Here is a 15,919-nt window from a genome sequence, read left to right on the forward strand (position 1 = left end):
CGCTTGGCTCGAGCACCGCAGGTTGCCCGAAGCGAAGCGTAGGGACCCAGACTGCGGGTCGCCTTTTCTTTGGTGACTTTCTTTTGGCGAAGCAAAAGAAAGTTACTTGCCGCCGGGCAACCCCCGGCCAGCAAGCCTATGCAGAGAGCGCACCGCTGGAGCAAGAACCGGCTTCGACCAGCTCAGCCCGAACGGTAACAGGGCTTCGATACCTCAGCCCGAACGGCCAAGGGCATTGGCCACTCACCAAGGGCGGGGGAGGAACAACCCCATGAACCTCTCCGAGCCCTTCGTCCGCCGCCCGGTAGCAACAGTCCTATTAACCATTGGCCTGGCCCTCGCCGGCATAGGCGCCTTCTTCGTATTGCCGGTCTCTCCCCTGCCGCAGGTCGACTTCCCGGTGATCTCGGTCAGTGCCACCTTGCCGGGCGCCAGCCCTTCGACCATGGCCAGCAGTGTGGCGACGCCGCTGGAGCGGCGGCTGGGCATCATCGCGGGTGTCAATGAAATGACGTCCTCGAGCGGCAGCGGTTCGACACGCATCAGCCTGCAGTTCGACCTCAACCGCAAGATCGATTCGGCCGCGCGCGAGGTGCAGGCTGCCATCAATGCCTCGCGGGCCGACCTGCCGGCTTCCCTGCGCAGCAACCCGACCTACCGCAAGGCCAACCCGGCCTCGGCGCCGGTCATCATCCTGGCGCTCACGTCCAAGACGCGTTCGCCGGGCCAGATTTATGACGAGGTCTCCAACCTGGTGCAGCAAAAAATCGCCCAGGTGCCGGGCGTGGGTGACGTGGAGCTGGGGGGCGGCTCGCTGCCTGCCGTGCGGGTGGAGCTCAACCCCTTCGCGCTGAACCGCTACGGCGTGGCCGCGGAAGACGTTCGCGCTGCCCTGCAGGCCTCCAACGCCAACCGGCCGCGCGGCGCCATCGAAGGCAACGGCCAGCGCTTCCAGATCTACAGCGGCTCCAGCACCGCGAGCGGCGGGCGCCGCGCCGCCGACTACCAGGACCTGATCGTCGCCTGGCGCAACAACGCAGCGATACGCCTGCGCGACGTGGCCGAGGTTCAGGACGGGGTGGAAAACACCAACACCCTGGGCCTGTTCAACGGCGAGCCGGCCGTGATCGTGCTGGTCACGCGCCAGCCGGCCGCCAACGTCATCGAAACCGTGGACGGCGTGCGCGATCTGCTGCCCGAGCTGCAGGCCCAGCTGCCGCAGGACGTGCGCCTGCAGGTCGCCTCCGACAGCACCAACTCCATACGCTCCTCGCTGCATGAAATCGAGCTCACACTGATCATCTCCATCGTGCTGGTGGTGCTGGTCGTCAGTGCATTTTTGCGCAGCGCGCGCGCCACCATCATCCCGGCGGTGGCCACGGTGGCTTCGCTGCTGGGCACCTTCGGCGTGATGTACCTGATGGGGTTCTCGCTCAACAACCTGAGCCTGATGGCGCTCACGGTGGCCACCGGCTTCGTGGTCGACGACGCCATCGTGGTGCTGGAGAACACCAGCCGCCACATCGAGGCCGGCATGGACCGCTTCAAGGCCGCATTGCTGGGCGCGCGCGAGGTCGGCTTTACCGTGCTGTCCATCAGCCTGTCGCTGGTGGCGGTGTTCATCCCGCTGCTGTTCATGGGCGGGCAAATCGGCCGGCTGTTCCGCGAGTTCGCCGTCACGCTGTCGGCTGCCGTGCTGATCTCGCTGCTGATCTCGCTGACCACCACGCCCATGATGTGCGCCTGGCTGCTCAAGCCCGACGCGCATACCAAGCCGCCGGGCCGCGTGGCCCGCTGGTTTGAAAACGCTTTTAATCGCGTGCACCGCAGTTATGAAACCAGCCTGGACTGGGCGCTGCACAGCAAGCTGCTGGTGATGCTGATCCTGGCGGCCGTGGTGGGCCTCAACGTTTATCTCTACGTCAAAGCGCCCAAGGGATTCTTCCCGCAGCAGGACACCGGCCAGATCAACGGCGGCCTGCGTGCCGACCGCAGCATCTCCTTCCAGGCGCTGCAGGCCAAGCTCAAGCAACTCGTGGACATCATCCGCGCCGACCCCGCTGTGGACACGGTGGTGGGCTTTACCGGTGGCTCGCGTGCCGGCGGCGGCTTTATGTTCATCAACCTCAAGCCGGTCGGCCAGCGCAAGGATGGCGGCCAGGCCGTGATCGCGCGCCTGCGGCCGCAACTCGCCCAGGTGACAGGTGTGAGCCTCTTCCTCAACCCGGTACAGGACCTGCGCGGCGGCGGGCGCCAGACCAACTCAACCTACCAGTACACGCTCAAGAGCGACAACGCCGCCGACCTGAGCCGGTGGGCCACACGCCTGGCCGAGCGCATGAAGACCGAAGAAGCGCTGACCGACGTGGACACCGACCAGCAGGAAAACGGTGTGGAGACCATGGTCACCGTCGACAAGGAAAGCGCCGCGCGCCTGGGCATCAGCTCGCGTGACGTGGACAACGCGCTCTATGACGGCTTCGGCCAGCGCCAGGTCGCCACGATTTACGCCGAGCTCAACCAGTACCACGTGATCATGGAGGTCGCGCCGCGCTACACGCGCAGCCCGGAGTCGCTCAAGGACATTTACGTGCCGGCCAAGAATGCGGGTGGTGGAACGGGCAGCGCCGCGTCGACCGCCACAAACTCCAGCACGGCAGCGTCCACCAGCTCCACCTCACGCACGAGCGCAGGCACGGGTACGTCCGGCACCTCGACCGCCACCTCAACGGCCGGCACGACCGGCAGCACCACACCCACCATCAGCGCCAACCCCGGCCTGCGCGACTCCTCCAGCGGCAACGTGCTGAGCACGGCGCCCACCACCATGGTGCCGCTGTCGGCCATCGCGCGTTTCAGCGAGAACCCGACAGCCGCCTCCATCAGCCACGAAGACGGCGAGCTCTCGACCACCATCTCCTACAACCTGGCCGACGGCTTCACCCTGAGCGACGCCGAGGCGGCCGTGCGCCAGTCCGAGGCCGACATCCGCCTGCCCAACAATGTGCGCGGCAGTTTCGCCGGCACGGCGCGCAGCGCGCAGGAATCACAAGGCCAGCAGCCGCTGCTGATCCTGGCCGCGCTGGTGGTGATCTACATCGTGCTGGGCATCCTCTACGAAAGTCTGATCCATCCCATCACCGTGCTCTCCACCCTGCCCTCGGCCGGCGTGGGCGCGGTACTGGCGCTGCTGATGTTCAAGCTCGACTTTTCCATCATCGCGCTGATCGGCATCTTCCTGCTGATAGGCATCGTCAAGAAAAACGCCATCCTGATCATCGACTTCGCGCTCGAGGCCGAACGCGCGCGCGGCCTCTCGGCCATCGAAGCCGTGCGCGAAGCCTGCCTGCTGCGTTTCCGCCCCATCCTGATGACCACACTGGCCGCCATCCTGGGTGCCCTGCCGCTGGCCATAGGTTTCGGCGAAGGGGCCGAGCTGCGCCGGCCGCTGGGCATCGCCATCATCGGCGGGCTGATCGCCAGCCAGCTGCTCACACTGCTGACCACGCCGGTGGTGTACGTGCTGATGGACAAGCTGCGCCGCCGCAGCCCCCTTGAGCGCCAGCTCAGCCGCCATCCCGGCGAAACCGATGCGGCGCCGCAAGTGCCATGATGAAAAGGCCGCACGTCCGCCTTTTTTCTTGCTCCTTCCCCCGCTGGGGGAAGGCAGGGATGGGGGCCGCCGGCCTCCAATTCAAAGCCGGCCATGCATTCAAACGCCGCAGGCCCCCATCCCAACCTTCCCCCAAAGGAGGAAGGAGTGAATACCATCCCTTGCCCTGCTCCTTTCCTCTCTGGGGAAAGGAGTAATTTCCTCTGTTTGAGATGCAAAACCAGGCCACCTCCAACGCCAGAACCTTCGCCAGGTCCCTGCGCCGCGAAATGACCGGCGGCGAGCGGCTGCTATGGCAGTGCTTGCGTGGAGAGCAGCTGGGCATCAAGTTCAGGCGCCAGCATCCGGTTGGGCCCTACATAGCTGATTTTGCCTGTCTTGCCCCGCAGCTGATTGTGGAAGTTGACGGTTCGCAGCATGCCGACCAGCAGGCCTACGATGCTAAGCGCGATGCTTATTTCAGATCTCTCGGGTTTGATGTGCTGCGCTTTCCGGCGAATCTGCCGTTCTCCGATCTGTCGGCGATGGTCCAGGCCATCTATAACCGCTTGGCCGAGCTGGCCGCGCCGGCCCCCATCCCAACCTTCCCCCAGCGGGGGAAGGAGCGGGAGCAGCCATGATCAACAAGCCGAGCCCGCTGCTTGTCCTCTTATCCCTTCGCCGCCTTGGGGGGAGAGCAAGAACCGCCTCGCGCTTCTCTTACTCCTTCCCTCTCTGGGGGAAGGCAGGGATGGGGGCCAACCGGCCCACAATCCAACCTCGGCCGAACCATCAAGCGCCGCTGGCCCCCATCCCAACCTTCCCCCAGAGGGGGAAGGAGCAAGAATGACTGAGAAGGTCGAAACGTTATGCATCACACACAAAAACCCAATCGCTATATCCTCGCTGCCGTGCTTGCATTGCTCGCCACCGGATGCGCCGTCGGCCCAGACTACAAGCGCCCCGCCACCGCCGAAGTCACGAATTTCAAGGAAGCCGAAGGCTGGGTGCCGGCCGCGCCGGCCGATGCGCTGGAGCGCGGCCCGTGGTGGAGCTTGTTCAAGGATCCGGTGCTGGATCAGCTGCAGTCGCGCGTGGACGTGTCCAACCAGAACGTCGCGCTGGCGGTGGCCGCCTATAGCCAGGCGCGCGCGCTGGTGCGCGAGCAACGGGCCTCGCTGTTTCCCACGGTCACGCTGGATGCCGGCGCCACACGATCGCGCGCCAGCGGCAACGTCACGACGGGCAGCACCGGCCGCGTCGGCAACAACTACCAGCTCAGCATAGGCGGCAGCTGGGAGCCCGACGTCTGGGGCCGGCTGGGCCGCGCGGTGGACAGCGCCACAGCGGGCGAACAGGCCAGCGCGGCCGATCTGGCTTCGGCCAAGCTCTCGGCCCAGGGCGAACTCGCCGCCAATTATTTTTCGCTGCGCCAGACCGATGCGCAAAAGGCCTTGCTGGAAACCACGCTGGCCGGCTACCGGCGCGCGCTCGAAATCACGCAGAACCGCTACACCGCCGGCATCGCCGCCAAGACCGACGTGCTGCAGGCGCAAACCACGCTGGCCAACGCCCAGGCCGACAACGCCGGCCTGCAGCGTACACGCGCGCAGCTTGAACACGCGATCGCGGTGCTGGTCGGCGAAGCGCCCGCCAATTTCAGCCTGCCGCCCACCGCCTGGAACCMACTGGTGCCCGAGGTGCCTGTGGGCGTGCCTTCAGCCCTGCTACAGCGCCGGCCCGACATCGCCGCAGCCGAGCGTCGCGTGGCCTCGGCGAATGAACAGATCGGCATCGCCAAAAGCGCCTACTACCCCAGCCTGTCGCTGAACGCCTCGGCCGGCACCGGTGCCAGCCGCGTGGCCGATTTGTTCAAGGCATCCAGCAGCGTCTGGTCCCTGGGTCTCTCAGCCGCACAGCTGATTTTCGACGCCGGCGCCACGGGCGCACGCGTTGACGGTGCGCGCGCCGCGCATGAGCAAGCCGTGGCCCGCTACCGCCAGACCGTGCTGGTCGCCTTCCAGGACGTGGAAGACCAACTCTCCGCCACCCGCGTGCTGCAAACCCAACAAGAACTGCGCCGCCAGGCTTCAGAGGCCGCCGACCAGGTCGAGCAGCAAGTGCTCAACCGCTACCGCAGCGGCCAGGTCGGCTACACCGAAGTCATCACCGCCCAGGCCACTGCGCTGAGCGCGCGCCGTGCCCTGGTGCAAGCCATGGCAGACCGGCAGACCACGGCTGTGGCCTTGATCCAGTCACTGGGTGGCGGCTGGCAGGCCAAGCCATAAGGCTCAGCCGGCAGGCCTGCTCCCATGCAACGCCGCCAGGAAAAACCGCGCCGCCTCGCTCAGCGGCCTGTCCTTGCGCGTGATGCTGCCGAAGGCTTCCATCTTGTGGCGGATAAAGCAGGGCAGTATGGCCAGCAGGCCGTGGCGCGCATAGGTGTCGGCGATCGACTGCGGCATGACGCCGACCATCTCGGTCTCGGCGATCAGGTTGGTGGTGGTGAGTATGGAAGCCGTTTCTATCAAGCCCTTGGGTGACGGCGCCTGCAGCATGCGGAACTCTTGTTCCAGCACTTCGCGCATGGGGCTGCCGGTGGGCTGCAGTATCCAGGGGTAGTCCAGCAGGCTCGCAAACTTGACGGTTTTCTTTTTGGCCAGCGGGTGCCGCACGCCCACGACCAATGCCAGGGACTCGTTCTCGAGCGGCGTGAAGCTGTAATCGGCGCGGTGCTCGTCGCGTATGCGGCCTATGGCGACGTCAAGCACGCCCTCGCGCAGCAACTCGAACAGCCGGTCGCTGGTGTCCAGGGTGATGTCGACCGAGAGCAGCGGATAGGCTTTCTTGAGCGCAATGATGGCCTGCGTGAGCAGGTTGGGCGACGGCGCCATGATGCTGCCGACCGAGACGCGGCCCGTGCCGCCCAGCTCCAGTTCGGCCAGTTCACGCGTCATCGATTCCACCGAGCCGCGCATGCCGCGGAAGTAGCGCAGCACGCTGGCACCGGCCGGCGTGAGAATTTGCCCGCGGCCCACTCTTTCAAACAAGCGCTGGCCCAACGCGGACTCCAGCTCCTGGATCATTTTGGTGGCGGCCGGCTGCGTCATGCCGAGCTCGGCCGAGGCCTTGCGCAGCGTGCCGTGTTCACCCACGGCCAGGATCAGCGCGACCTGGCGCATGCGCAGGCGATTGAGCAACTGCGGGATGGAAGCGCTACGAGGTTGACGGGATGTGGCGGGCATGGCGGGTCGCTTGTCAGGCGTTGATTTCAATTGATCACCTTAGGTTATCAAATAATCAGGGATTTTCAATTTACGTTAAGTATTGCCAACCCTAACATCAGGGCATTCGTTCCAGCGTTCCCCCGACAACAATGACCCGGAGACAAAGACAATGCCCCGCCTGAAAGCCCTCAAACTCTTCCCTGCCCTGCTGGCAGCCGCCTGCGCCTTCAGTGCGGCCCCGTCCGCCCTGGCACAGGAATGGCCCGCCAAGCCGGTGCGCATCCTCGTGGGCTCGGCCCCCGGCGGCGGCACCGACGCCATGGCGCGCGCCGTGGCCGACCGGCTGGGCCCGCTGCTCAAGCAACCCGTGGTGGTCGAGAACCGCCCCGGCGCCTCCAACACCCTGGCCGCCGACCTCACAGCCAAGTCCACCGACGGCCACACCCTGCTGATGGGTGTCTCGACCGCGCATGCGATCGCACCGCACCTGCTCAAGCTCAGCTACGACAACAACAAGGACCTGGTACCCGTGGTCTTTGTGGGCGCAGTGCCCAATGTGCTGGTGGTCAACAATGCCTTGCCGGTCGACTCGGTGCAGTCGCTGATCAAGCTGGCCAAGAGCAAGCCGGGCCAGCTCAACTATGCGACCAGCGGTTCGGGCAGCACCCAGCACATCGCGGCCGAGCTCTTCAAGGACCAGGCCGGCGTCTTCATCACCCACATCCCCTACCGAGGCAGCGGTCCGGCGCTGATAGACCTGGTGGCCGGCCAGGTGCAGCTGAGCTTTGACACCATGCCCTCGGTCATAGGCCAGATCAAGAACGGCCGCATCAAGCCGCTGGCCGTGGCCAGCGCCAAACGCAACCCGCAACTGCCCAATGTGCCCACCATGGCCGAAGCCGGCCTCAAGGGCGTGGAGATGAGCGCCTGGTACGGCATCTACATGCCGGCCTCCACGCCCAAGGCGGTGCAGGAGCGCGTCTATAACGAGGTCACCAAGGTGCTGGCCATGCCGGAAACGCAAACCCGTTTGAGCGCCATAGGCGCCGACCTCACGCCCATGACGCAGGCCCAGTTCGCGCAGTTCCATATCGATGAAAACAAGCGTTATGGTGAGCTGATCGCCCGGAAAAACATCAAACTCGACTGATTGAACAGATAGCCATGAGCAACACGACAACGCTGCCCGCCTCCACACCCGTGATTGCCCTCACGCTGGGCGACGCGGCCGGCATAGGCCCCGAACTGATGGCCCTGCTGCTGGCACAACCCGGCATCACGACCGGCGCCAACATCGTGCTGGTGGGTGATGACTGGCTTTGGCAGCAGGGCCAGCTCACCGCCCGGCAAACCGTGGCCACACAGGCCGTCACCAGCCTGGCCGAAGTGCGCGGCCGCGCCGACACCCGCCTGCCGGCTTTCCTGGCAACCCACACGATTCAATCCACCCAGGTGCAGCGCAGCCAGGCGCAGGCTGCCTGCGGCGCGGCGGTGCTGCAGGTGCTCAACCTCTGCATGGACGGCGCCAAACGCGGCGAGGTCGATGCGATCTGCTTCGCCCCACTGAACAAACAGGCCATGAAGCTGGGGGGCCTGAAGCACGAAGACGAACTGCACCACTTCGCCGAATACCTGGGCGTGACCGGCTATTTCTGCGAGTTCAACACCCTGGGCGATTTGTGGACCTCGCGTGTCTCCTCCCACATTCCGCTCAAAGACGCGGCGGCCATGCTGAGCAAACAACGCATCGTCGATGCGGCAAAGCTGATCTATGCCTCGCTGCAGGCCAGCGGCAATGCCTATCCCAAGGTCGCGGTGGCGGCCTTTAACCCGCATGGCGGCGACGGCGGTGTCTGCGGGCGCGAAGAGATCGACATCATCGAACCAGCCGTGGCCGAACTGCGCGCAGCCGGCGTGCCGGTGGACGGCCCCTTCCCGGCCGACACCATTTTCCTGAAGGCGCGCGACGGCCTCTACCAGGCCATCGTCACCATGTACCACGACCAGGGCCAGATCGCGATCAAGCTCATGGGCTTCAGCAAGGGCGTGACGGTGCAGGGCGGCCTGCCGATACCGATCACCACGCCTGCCCATGGCACGGCCTATGACATTGCGGGCCAGGGTGTCGCCGATGTGAATGCCACGCTCAATGCTTTCAAGATTGCGCAGCGTATGGGTGCGGCGCGTTTGCAAGCAGCTGCCTGAACTTCTTCTTTTTCTTTATTTCAACGTTAGAGAACCAATATGAAAATCAAATCAGTCCGCGCCCGCGTCTTCGAATGGAAAGGTAAGACCGTTCCACCCCAGGGCAACTTCTGCTCCAACGCCATGGACCTGGTCTACTCCAACACAGAGACCATGAGCACCTTCCGCTTCCATTCCTGGACGGTGGTCGAGATCGAAACCGACGACGGCATCGTCGGCCTGGGCAACGTCGCGCTGGCGCCGCACATCGCCAAAGCCATCATCGACCAGTACCTCACGCCGCTGGTGCTGGGGCAGGACCCCTGGGACTATGAATACCTGTGGCAGCGCATGTACCGCGCCACCCATGCCTGGGGCCGCAAGGGCGTGGCCATGGCCGCGATCTCGGCGGTGGACATCGCCATCTGGGACATTCTGGGCAAGTCGGTGGGCAAGCCGGTGTTCAAGCTGCTGGGTGGCCGCACCAAGGAAAAAATTCCCTGCTATTACTCCAAGCTCTACCGCACCGACATCAAGGCCATGCAGGACGAGGCGCAAACCTACCTGGACCAGGGCTTCACCATGTTCAAGTCGCGCTTTGGCTACGGCCCGGCGCACGGTACCAAGGGCGTGGCGGAAAACCTGAAAGCCGTCGAGGCGCTGCGCGAAGTGATCGGCTACGACAACGACTTGATGCTCGAGTGCTACATGGGCTGGAACCTCGAATACGCCAAGCGCATGCTGCCCAAGCTCGAGAAGTTCCAGCCGCGCTGGGTCGAAGAACCCGTGATTGCCGACGACATTGATGGCTATGCCGAGCTGAACCAGCTGACCAGCATCCCGATCTCGGGTGGCGAGCATGAGTTCAGCCTCTACGGCTTCAAGCAGCTGCTCGACAAAAAAGCTGTGTCCGTGGTGCAGTACGACACCAACCGCGTGGGCGGCATCACGGCCGCGCACAAGATCAACGCGCTGTGCGAGGCCTACAGCGTGCCGGTGGTGCCGCATGCCGGCCAGATGCACAACTACCACCTGACCATGAGCACCCTCGCCTCGCCCATGAGCGAATATTTCCCGATGTTCGACGTGGAAGTCGGCAACGAGCTGTTCTATTACATCTTCGACGGCGAGCCCGTGGCCGAAAACGGCTTTTTGCAGCTCGACGACAACAAGCCCGGCCTGGGCCTGACCATGAAGACCGAATTCCTCAAAGACTTCAACATCGTCGAGTGAGCAGCATGAAAGCAAGATACACCGGCGTATTCCCGGTGGTGCCCACCACCTTCACCGACGCGGGCGAGCTGGACCTCGCCAGCCAGAAGCGCTGCGTCGATTTCATGATCGATGCCGGATCGACGGGCCTGTGCATACTCGCGAATTTCTCGGAGCAATTCGTGCTGTCCGATGAAGAACGCGAAGTGCTGACCACCACCATCCTCACGCACGTGGCGGGCCGCGTGCCGGTGATCGTGACCACCACGCATTTCGGCACCTGGGTCTGCGCCGAGCGCAGCCGCCGCGCGCAGGACCTGGGCGCGGCCATGGTCATGGTGATGCCGCCCTACCATGGCGCCACCATTCGCGTGACCGAAGAGAAGATCTACGAGTTCTTCGCCACGCTGTCGGCCGCCATTGATATCCCCATCATGATCCAGGACGCGCCCGTCAGCGGCACACCGCTGTCGGCCGCTTTTCTCGCGCGCATGGCCAAAGAGATACGCAACGTCGCCTACTTCAAGATTGAGACGCCGGGCGCCGCCTCCAAGCTGCGCGAGCTGCTGCGCCTGGGCGGCGAGGCGATCGAAGGCCCCTGGGATGGCGAGGAGGCCATCACCCTGCTGCCCGACCTGGAAGCCGGCGCGACCGGTGCGATGACCGGCGGCGGCTACCCCGACGGCATTCGCAAAATCATGGACGCCTGGGCGGCCGGTAAACACGAAGAGGCTACGGCCGAGTACACACGCTGGCTGCCGCTGATCAATTATGAAAACCGCCAGGGCGGCATCCTCACGGCCAAGGCCTTGATGAAGGAAGGCGGTGTGATTGCCTGCGAGGCGCCGCGCCATCCCTTTCCCGCCATGCATCCCGAGGTACGCAAAGGTTTGCTGGCCACCGCGCGCCGGCTGGACCCGCTGGTGCTACGCTGGGGCAAATAGGCGCTTCAGCCGCCTGCTGTGCAGGCACCGTTTCCTTTCAGGCCCCCATTTTCAGGACATCCATGCCGCTTCGGGAAACACTCTTGCTGGTGCAAAAATGCGCCCATACCTTCAGCTTTTACGACCTCGCCACGGGCCTCCCGCCAAAACACATCGTGCTGCCGAACTTTCCGCATGAGTTCACGGTGGACGCGGCGCGCGGCCTGGCCTACGTGGGCCACTACGGCATAGAGACGGCCAGCCACCTGGGCGATATGGGCGGGCACTCGGTGTTTGTCATCGACCTCGCGCAGCAAAAACACGTCGCCACGCTGAACCTGTGGCCTTACTACCGGCCGCACGGCCTGGCGGTGGATGCGCAGGGGCGGCTGTTTGTGATGTCGGAGGCGCACAACGTGCTGCTGCGCTTTTCGGATCCGGCGAAAGTGCATGTGCCGGACCTGGCCGTGCCCTCGGGCGGCTACAAGACGCATCTGTTCGCGCTGACGAAAGACGCGCAGACGGCCTATGCGCTCAACCTGTTGTCCAACACCGTTACCAAAATCAGGCCCAACGACCCAACCTTCGCACCGGTGGCCATGGTGCCAGGGCCGGTGCCCGAGGGCAACGTGCTGTCGGCCGACGAGTCGCTGCTCTACGTGGCCAACCGCGGCGACGACAGCATCGTCGCCGTCGACACGGCCAGCATGAAGGTCGTGGCCCAGGGCAAGACACGGCGTGACCCCAACCGCGTCTACCGCTTCAAGGGCGCGCAGGGCCAGGACCTGCTGCTCACCACCAACTCGGGCGAGCATTCGCTTTCGGTCTTCGGCACTGACCTGCAAGAGCAGCGCTGCTTCGCCCTGCCCAGCAACCCGCTGGCCCTGTCTTTCCACCCGGTGGATCGCGCGGTCTATATCTCTTTCCAGGACGACACGGTACGCCGCCTGAGCCTGGACAGCTTTGAATTCGGGCAGCAGATCAAAACCCTGCGCGAACCGGATTCGTCTTACGTCTGGCGGCATTGAGGCCATGATGCCGGCGATGCCCATCGTCGATGCCCACCACCACCTGTGGGACCTGTCGCGCGGCCACTATCCCTGGCTGCAGGAGGCCTATGATCCCGAGGCCTTCTTCCTGGGCGACTACCGGGCTATCTGCCGCGACTTCCTGGCGCCCGACTACCGCGCCGCCGTAGCGCCTTGCGAGGTGATCGCGACCGTGCATGTAGAGGCCGAGCGCAGCCGTGATGAGCAGCTCGCCGAAACCACCTGGCTGCATGAAGTGCATGCGACGCACGGTTTCCCCAATGCCGTGGTCGCCCACGCCTGGTTTGACCGGCCGGACAGCGAGGAGATCCTGCTCGCGCAGTCGCGTTTCCCGCTGGTGCGCGGCATACGCAGCAAGCCGGTGACTTCCGCATCGCCGGACCACAGCGTGAAGGGCCAGGCCGGCAGCATGCAGGACGAAGCCTGGTTGCGCGGCTTCTCGCTGCTCGAAAAATACGGCCTGCGCTGGGACCTGCGCGTGCCGGCCTGGCATTTGCCTGAGGCGGCCGAGGTGGCGGCGCTGTTTCCCAAGGTGCCCATGGTCCTCAACCACCACGGGTTTGCCTGGGACCGCAGTGAAGAAGGCCTCAAGCGCTGGCGCGGCTGGATGGAGACGCTGGCCCGGCAGGAGAACGTACACGTCAAGCTCTCGGAGTTCGGTCTGCGCGGCCGGCCCTGGGACTCGCAGAAGAACGCGCGAATTGTGTATGAAACGATTGCAATTTTTGGATGGCAGCGCTGCATGTTCGCCAGCAACTTTCCGGTGGCCGGCCTGCGCATCCGCTACCCGGACCTGGTTGGCAGTGTGGCCGGTATGCTGACCCACCTGCCGGATCAGCAGCAACATGCGATGATGTGCGCCAACGCCCTGCGTTTTTATGCGATTGATGTGACGCCGCCCTTGTGAGACCGCTTTGTGAAACGGCCTGCGCGCCCACTTCGTCCTTTCTTCACTCCTGAATCAAGTTCAACTCCTGGAAGCACACCCATGACCACAAAACACGACAACCTCATCAACGGCCAATGGCTGGCGGGCAAAAGCTACAGCCCCAACCTCAACCCCAGCAACCTGGCCGAGGTGATCGGCGAATACACGCAGGCCGATGCCGCCGGCCTGGATGCAGCGGTGCAGGCCGCACAAGCCGCCTTCCCGGCATGGTCGACCTCGGGCATACAGGCACGCTCTGATGCGCTGGACAAAATCGGCACCGAAATCCTCGCGCGCCGTGAAGAGCTGGGCACCCTGCTCTCGCGCGAAGAAGGCAAAACCAAACCCGAAGGCATAGGCGAAGCCACACGCGCCGGCCATATCTTCAAGTTCTTCGCGGGTGAATGCCTGCGCCTGTCGGGCGAGACGATTCCCTCGGTGCGCCCCGGCATAGGCGTGGAGATCACGCGCGAGCCCGTGGGCGTGGTCGGCCTGATCACGCCCTGGAACTTCCCCATCGCGATCCCGGCCTGGAAGATCGCACCCGCATTGGCCTTCGGCAACTGCGTGGTCTTGAAACCCGCCGACCTGGTGCCCGGCAGCGCCTGGGCGCTGGCCGAGATCATCTCGCGCTCGGGCATACCGGCCGGCGTGTTCAACCTGGTCATGGGCCCGGGCCGCGTGATCGGCGATGCACTGGTCAACCACCCCGGCGTCAACGCCATCAGCTTTACCGGCTCGGTCGGCGTAGGCAGCCGCATCGCCGAGGCCTGCGCGAAGAACCTCAAAAAAGTGCAGCTCGAAATGGGCGGCAAGAACCCGCAGGTCATCCTCGACGACGCCGACCTCACGCAAGCGGTTGAGCTCAGCGCGCAAAGCGCCTTCTACTCCACCGGCCAGCGCTGCACGGCGTCCAGCCGCCTGATCGTCACCGACGGCATCTACCCGGCCTTCGTCAAAGCCTTGCAGGAACGCATGGCCCGCATCAAGGTCGGCGACGCCCTCACAGCCGGCACCGACGTGGGCCCGGTGTCCTCGCAGGCGCAGCTCGAGCAGGACTTGAGCTACATCGAAATCGGCAAGGCCGAAGGCGCGACCCTGGCTTTCGGCGGTGCGCGCATTCCCTGCCACACCGGCAGCGGCGCCGAAGGTTACTACATGCAGCCCGCCCTCTTCAGCGAAAGCACGGCCGGCATGCGCATCAACCGCGAAGAAATCTTCGGCCCGGTCGCCAGCATCATCCGCGTGAAAGACTACGAAGCGGCCCTGGCCAGCGCCAACGACACGCCTTTCGGCCTGTCAGCCGGCATCGCCACCACCAGCCTCAAATACGCCACCCACTTCAAGCGCCACAGCCAGGCCGGTATGGTCATGGTCAACCTGCCGACGGCAGGTGTGGACTACCACGTCCCCTTCGGCGGCCGCAAGGGATCGAGCTACGGCCCGCGCGAACAGGGCAGGTACGCGCAGGAGTTTTTCACGACGGTGAAGACGGCGTATACGCTGGCTTGAACCACCTTGATGAAACAGGGCAAGAAGCGCTGGCTTTCACATAGCCGGGGTTTTGCCCAGTTTCAGGGAACTGCGAGCCAGACCGGGTAAGTGGTTCAGTGTGCCGGGGCTTATAGTGCGGGAATAGACGCGATCTGGCCGCTCTACTTCCACATCAGGTCCTATGAAATTTGAAGATGAATTCGGCATCGTTTACTTTGCTGTCTTTGGGCTTCTGGTCCTGGGCAACTGGCTGTTCATGCGCGGCCTCAGCCCCGAACGCAAACATCACTGGTACGCCAGGGTGAGCCTTGTCAGCATTGGAATTCTTGGCCCGTTCTTTGTCTTTTTCCCAGGAATTTCCGGCCAACTCCAGTATGTCTTGCTCGTACTTCTGGCTCTGGCGTTCATCGCCTACGTCACTGTTGCCGTGGTCCGTGTTTGCAAGTCCTGTGGGCATGTAGCGCAACCGGGCAACCTGGTTACGGCGGCAAAATTCTGCCCGCAGTGCGGGGAATCGCTGACTCGTTCAAAAATATTTCATGACTCAGCGCAATAAGGGCCCAAACCAGGAGCCTTACCGGGCAAGGTCCAATATGCATGCCGCATGCCGGCCGACTTCATCCTCAGGCGATATCAATGGATGCCGCTGACCACTACCCGGCCCTCAAGCGAACGGGGCTGGTTCTTCTGATCGTGGGAATCCTGGATATCGGGCTGATGGCGTACGCCATGTTCAATCAGATCGCCTACATGTCCAGCCTCAATATCTTCGCGGTCATCGCCGGCATCTTCCTGCTGCGCGGCAACCTGCGTGCTGCCTCGATCGTGCGCCGGTTCGCCTTGTTCCTGCTCGCTGCCTGCATCTCGGTGAGTCTCGTTCTCCCATTGCTGCAACCGATCGATCTCATAGTTACGCGAGCTCAACTCGACCCTTTGGCATTCCTGGGCTATTTTGTATTTCTTGTTCTTGCTTTGGTGCTTTTTTCATGGCTGATACGCGAACTGGGATCGACTCCCATACGGCTCGCCTACAAAAAAGCCGGTCTCCCCGCTCGGAGCTCAGGCATCCCCCTGGCACTGGGTATCGGGCTGGCCGTCATCCTCGCGGCTGTCGGCACCCTGGTGCAGCATTCGGAGTCCGGGATCCGTGCAGTCCGGGAAACACGCGAAAAACTCGGAGATGGCTACCGCTACCACGTCTCCTCCTTCAGCTACAACTCTTCCAGCAAAGGAGAGTCCGTTTCGGGTGTCGTAACCGCATGGAAAAGCGGCTCGGTCAAGGACTTGCCGTTTCAGTGGCGAGAGTAAAA

At 64.0% G+C, this 15,919-nt stretch carries 13 protein-coding genes; 12 read left to right on the plus strand and 1 reads right to left on the minus strand.

Annotated features, from left to right (window positions below):
* Positions 1-271 precede the first annotated feature (271 nt).
* The 3 genes from AC1DXS_RS21385 (at position 272) to AC1DXS_RS21395 (ending at position 5,880) form a co-directional block, all read left to right on the plus strand.
* A complete protein-coding gene (locus AC1DXS_RS21385; protein ID WP_477739470.1) occupies positions 272-3,613 on the plus strand; it encodes an efflux RND transporter permease subunit in 3,342 nt (1,113 codons plus the stop codon).
* Positions 3,614-3,825: 212 nt separating this feature from the next.
* Entirely contained in the window at positions 3,826-4,233 is a 408-nt protein-coding gene (locus tag AC1DXS_RS21390) for an endonuclease domain-containing protein (protein WP_477739471.1), read from the plus strand.
* A 228-nt stretch (positions 4,234-4,461) separates the two neighbouring features.
* Complete coding sequence (locus AC1DXS_RS21395) at positions 4,462-5,880, plus strand: efflux transporter outer membrane subunit (protein WP_477739472.1); 1,419 nt, start codon at positions 4,462-4,464, stop codon at positions 5,878-5,880.
* 3 nt (positions 5,881-5,883) lie between these two features.
* Here AC1DXS_RS21395 and AC1DXS_RS21400 read toward each other — a convergent pair whose 3' ends face one another.
* Entirely contained in the window at positions 5,884-6,837 is a 954-nt protein-coding gene (locus tag AC1DXS_RS21400) for a LysR family transcriptional regulator (protein ID WP_477739473.1), read from the minus strand.
* A 151-nt stretch (positions 6,838-6,988) separates the two neighbouring features.
* Here AC1DXS_RS21400 and AC1DXS_RS21405 point away from each other — a divergent pair, with 151 nt between their 5' ends.
* The 9 genes from AC1DXS_RS21405 to AC1DXS_RS21445 all read left to right on the plus strand — a co-directional run bounded on the left by AC1DXS_RS21405 (position 6,989) and on the right by AC1DXS_RS21445 (position 15,917).
* Positions 6,989-7,969 carry a Bug family tripartite tricarboxylate transporter substrate binding protein gene (locus tag AC1DXS_RS21405; RefSeq protein ID WP_477739474.1) on the plus strand — a complete coding sequence of 327 codons (981 nt, stop codon included), beginning with the start codon at positions 6,989-6,991 and terminating at the stop codon, positions 7,967-7,969.
* 14 nt (positions 7,970-7,983) lie between these two features.
* On the plus strand, positions 7,984-9,024 hold the full coding sequence (locus AC1DXS_RS21410) for a 4-hydroxythreonine-4-phosphate dehydrogenase PdxA (RefSeq protein ID WP_477739475.1): 1,041 nt from the start codon (positions 7,984-7,986) through the stop codon (positions 9,022-9,024).
* A gap of 39 nt (positions 9,025-9,063) precedes the next feature.
* Complete coding sequence (locus AC1DXS_RS21415) at positions 9,064-10,236, plus strand: L-rhamnonate dehydratase (protein WP_413330761.1); 1,173 nt, start codon at positions 9,064-9,066, stop codon at positions 10,234-10,236.
* A gap of 5 nt (positions 10,237-10,241) precedes the next feature.
* On the plus strand, positions 10,242-11,159 hold the full coding sequence (locus tag AC1DXS_RS21420; RefSeq protein WP_477739476.1) for a dihydrodipicolinate synthase family protein: 918 nt from the start codon (positions 10,242-10,244) through the stop codon (positions 11,157-11,159).
* Positions 11,160-11,221: 62 nt separating this feature from the next.
* Entirely contained in the window at positions 11,222-12,166 is a 945-nt protein-coding gene (locus tag AC1DXS_RS21425; RefSeq protein ID WP_477739477.1) for a YncE family protein, read from the plus strand.
* A 16-nt stretch (positions 12,167-12,182) separates the two neighbouring features.
* A complete protein-coding gene (locus AC1DXS_RS21430) occupies positions 12,183-13,094 on the plus strand; it encodes an amidohydrolase family protein (protein ID WP_477739478.1) in 912 nt (303 codons plus the stop codon).
* Between the two features lie 81 nt (positions 13,095-13,175).
* Positions 13,176-14,627 carry an aldehyde dehydrogenase family protein gene (locus tag AC1DXS_RS21435; protein ID WP_477739479.1) on the plus strand — a complete coding sequence of 484 codons (1,452 nt, stop codon included), beginning with the start codon at positions 13,176-13,178 and terminating at the stop codon, positions 14,625-14,627.
* Positions 14,628-14,790: 163 nt separating this feature from the next.
* A complete protein-coding gene (locus AC1DXS_RS21440; protein WP_477739480.1) occupies positions 14,791-15,165 on the plus strand; it encodes a hypothetical protein in 375 nt (124 codons plus the stop codon).
* 80 nt (positions 15,166-15,245) lie between these two features.
* The gene (locus AC1DXS_RS21445) at positions 15,246-15,917 is read left to right on the plus strand and encodes a hypothetical protein (protein WP_477739481.1); all 672 of its coding nucleotides are present in this window, start codon (positions 15,246-15,248) and stop codon (positions 15,915-15,917) included.
* Positions 15,918-15,919 lie beyond the last annotated feature (2 nt).

This window comes from Polaromonas sp. P3_B1 (assembly GCF_056402935.1).

Coding starts and splice junctions, on each gene's coding strand:
- AC1DXS_RS21385 (WP_477739470.1), top strand. CDS start 272: ATGAACCTCTCCGAGCCCTTCGTCCGCCGCCCGGTAGCAACAGTCCTA.
- AC1DXS_RS21435 (WP_477739479.1), top strand. CDS start 13,176: ATGACCACAAAACACGACAACCTCATCAACGGCCAATGGCTGGCGGGC.
- AC1DXS_RS21405 (WP_477739474.1), top strand. CDS start 6,989: ATGCCCCGCCTGAAAGCCCTCAAACTCTTCCCTGCCCTGCTGGCAGCC.
- AC1DXS_RS21410 (WP_477739475.1), top strand. CDS start 7,984: ATGAGCAACACGACAACGCTGCCCGCCTCCACACCCGTGATTGCCCTC.
- AC1DXS_RS21400 (WP_477739473.1), bottom strand. CDS start 6,837: ATGCCCGCCACATCCCGTCAACCTCGTAGCGCTTCCATCCCGCAGTTG.
- AC1DXS_RS21420 (WP_477739476.1), top strand. CDS start 10,242: ATGAAAGCAAGATACACCGGCGTATTCCCGGTGGTGCCCACCACCTTC.
- AC1DXS_RS21440 (WP_477739480.1), top strand. CDS start 14,791: ATGAAATTTGAAGATGAATTCGGCATCGTTTACTTTGCTGTCTTTGGG.
- AC1DXS_RS21415 (WP_413330761.1), top strand. CDS start 9,064: ATGAAAATCAAATCAGTCCGCGCCCGCGTCTTCGAATGGAAAGGTAAG.
- AC1DXS_RS21445 (WP_477739481.1), top strand. CDS start 15,246: ATGGATGCCGCTGACCACTACCCGGCCCTCAAGCGAACGGGGCTGGTT.
- AC1DXS_RS21430 (WP_477739478.1), top strand. CDS start 12,183: ATGCCCATCGTCGATGCCCACCACCACCTGTGGGACCTGTCGCGCGGC.
- AC1DXS_RS21425 (WP_477739477.1), top strand. CDS start 11,222: ATGCCGCTTCGGGAAACACTCTTGCTGGTGCAAAAATGCGCCCATACC.
- AC1DXS_RS21390 (WP_477739471.1), top strand. CDS start 3,826: ATGCAAAACCAGGCCACCTCCAACGCCAGAACCTTCGCCAGGTCCCTG.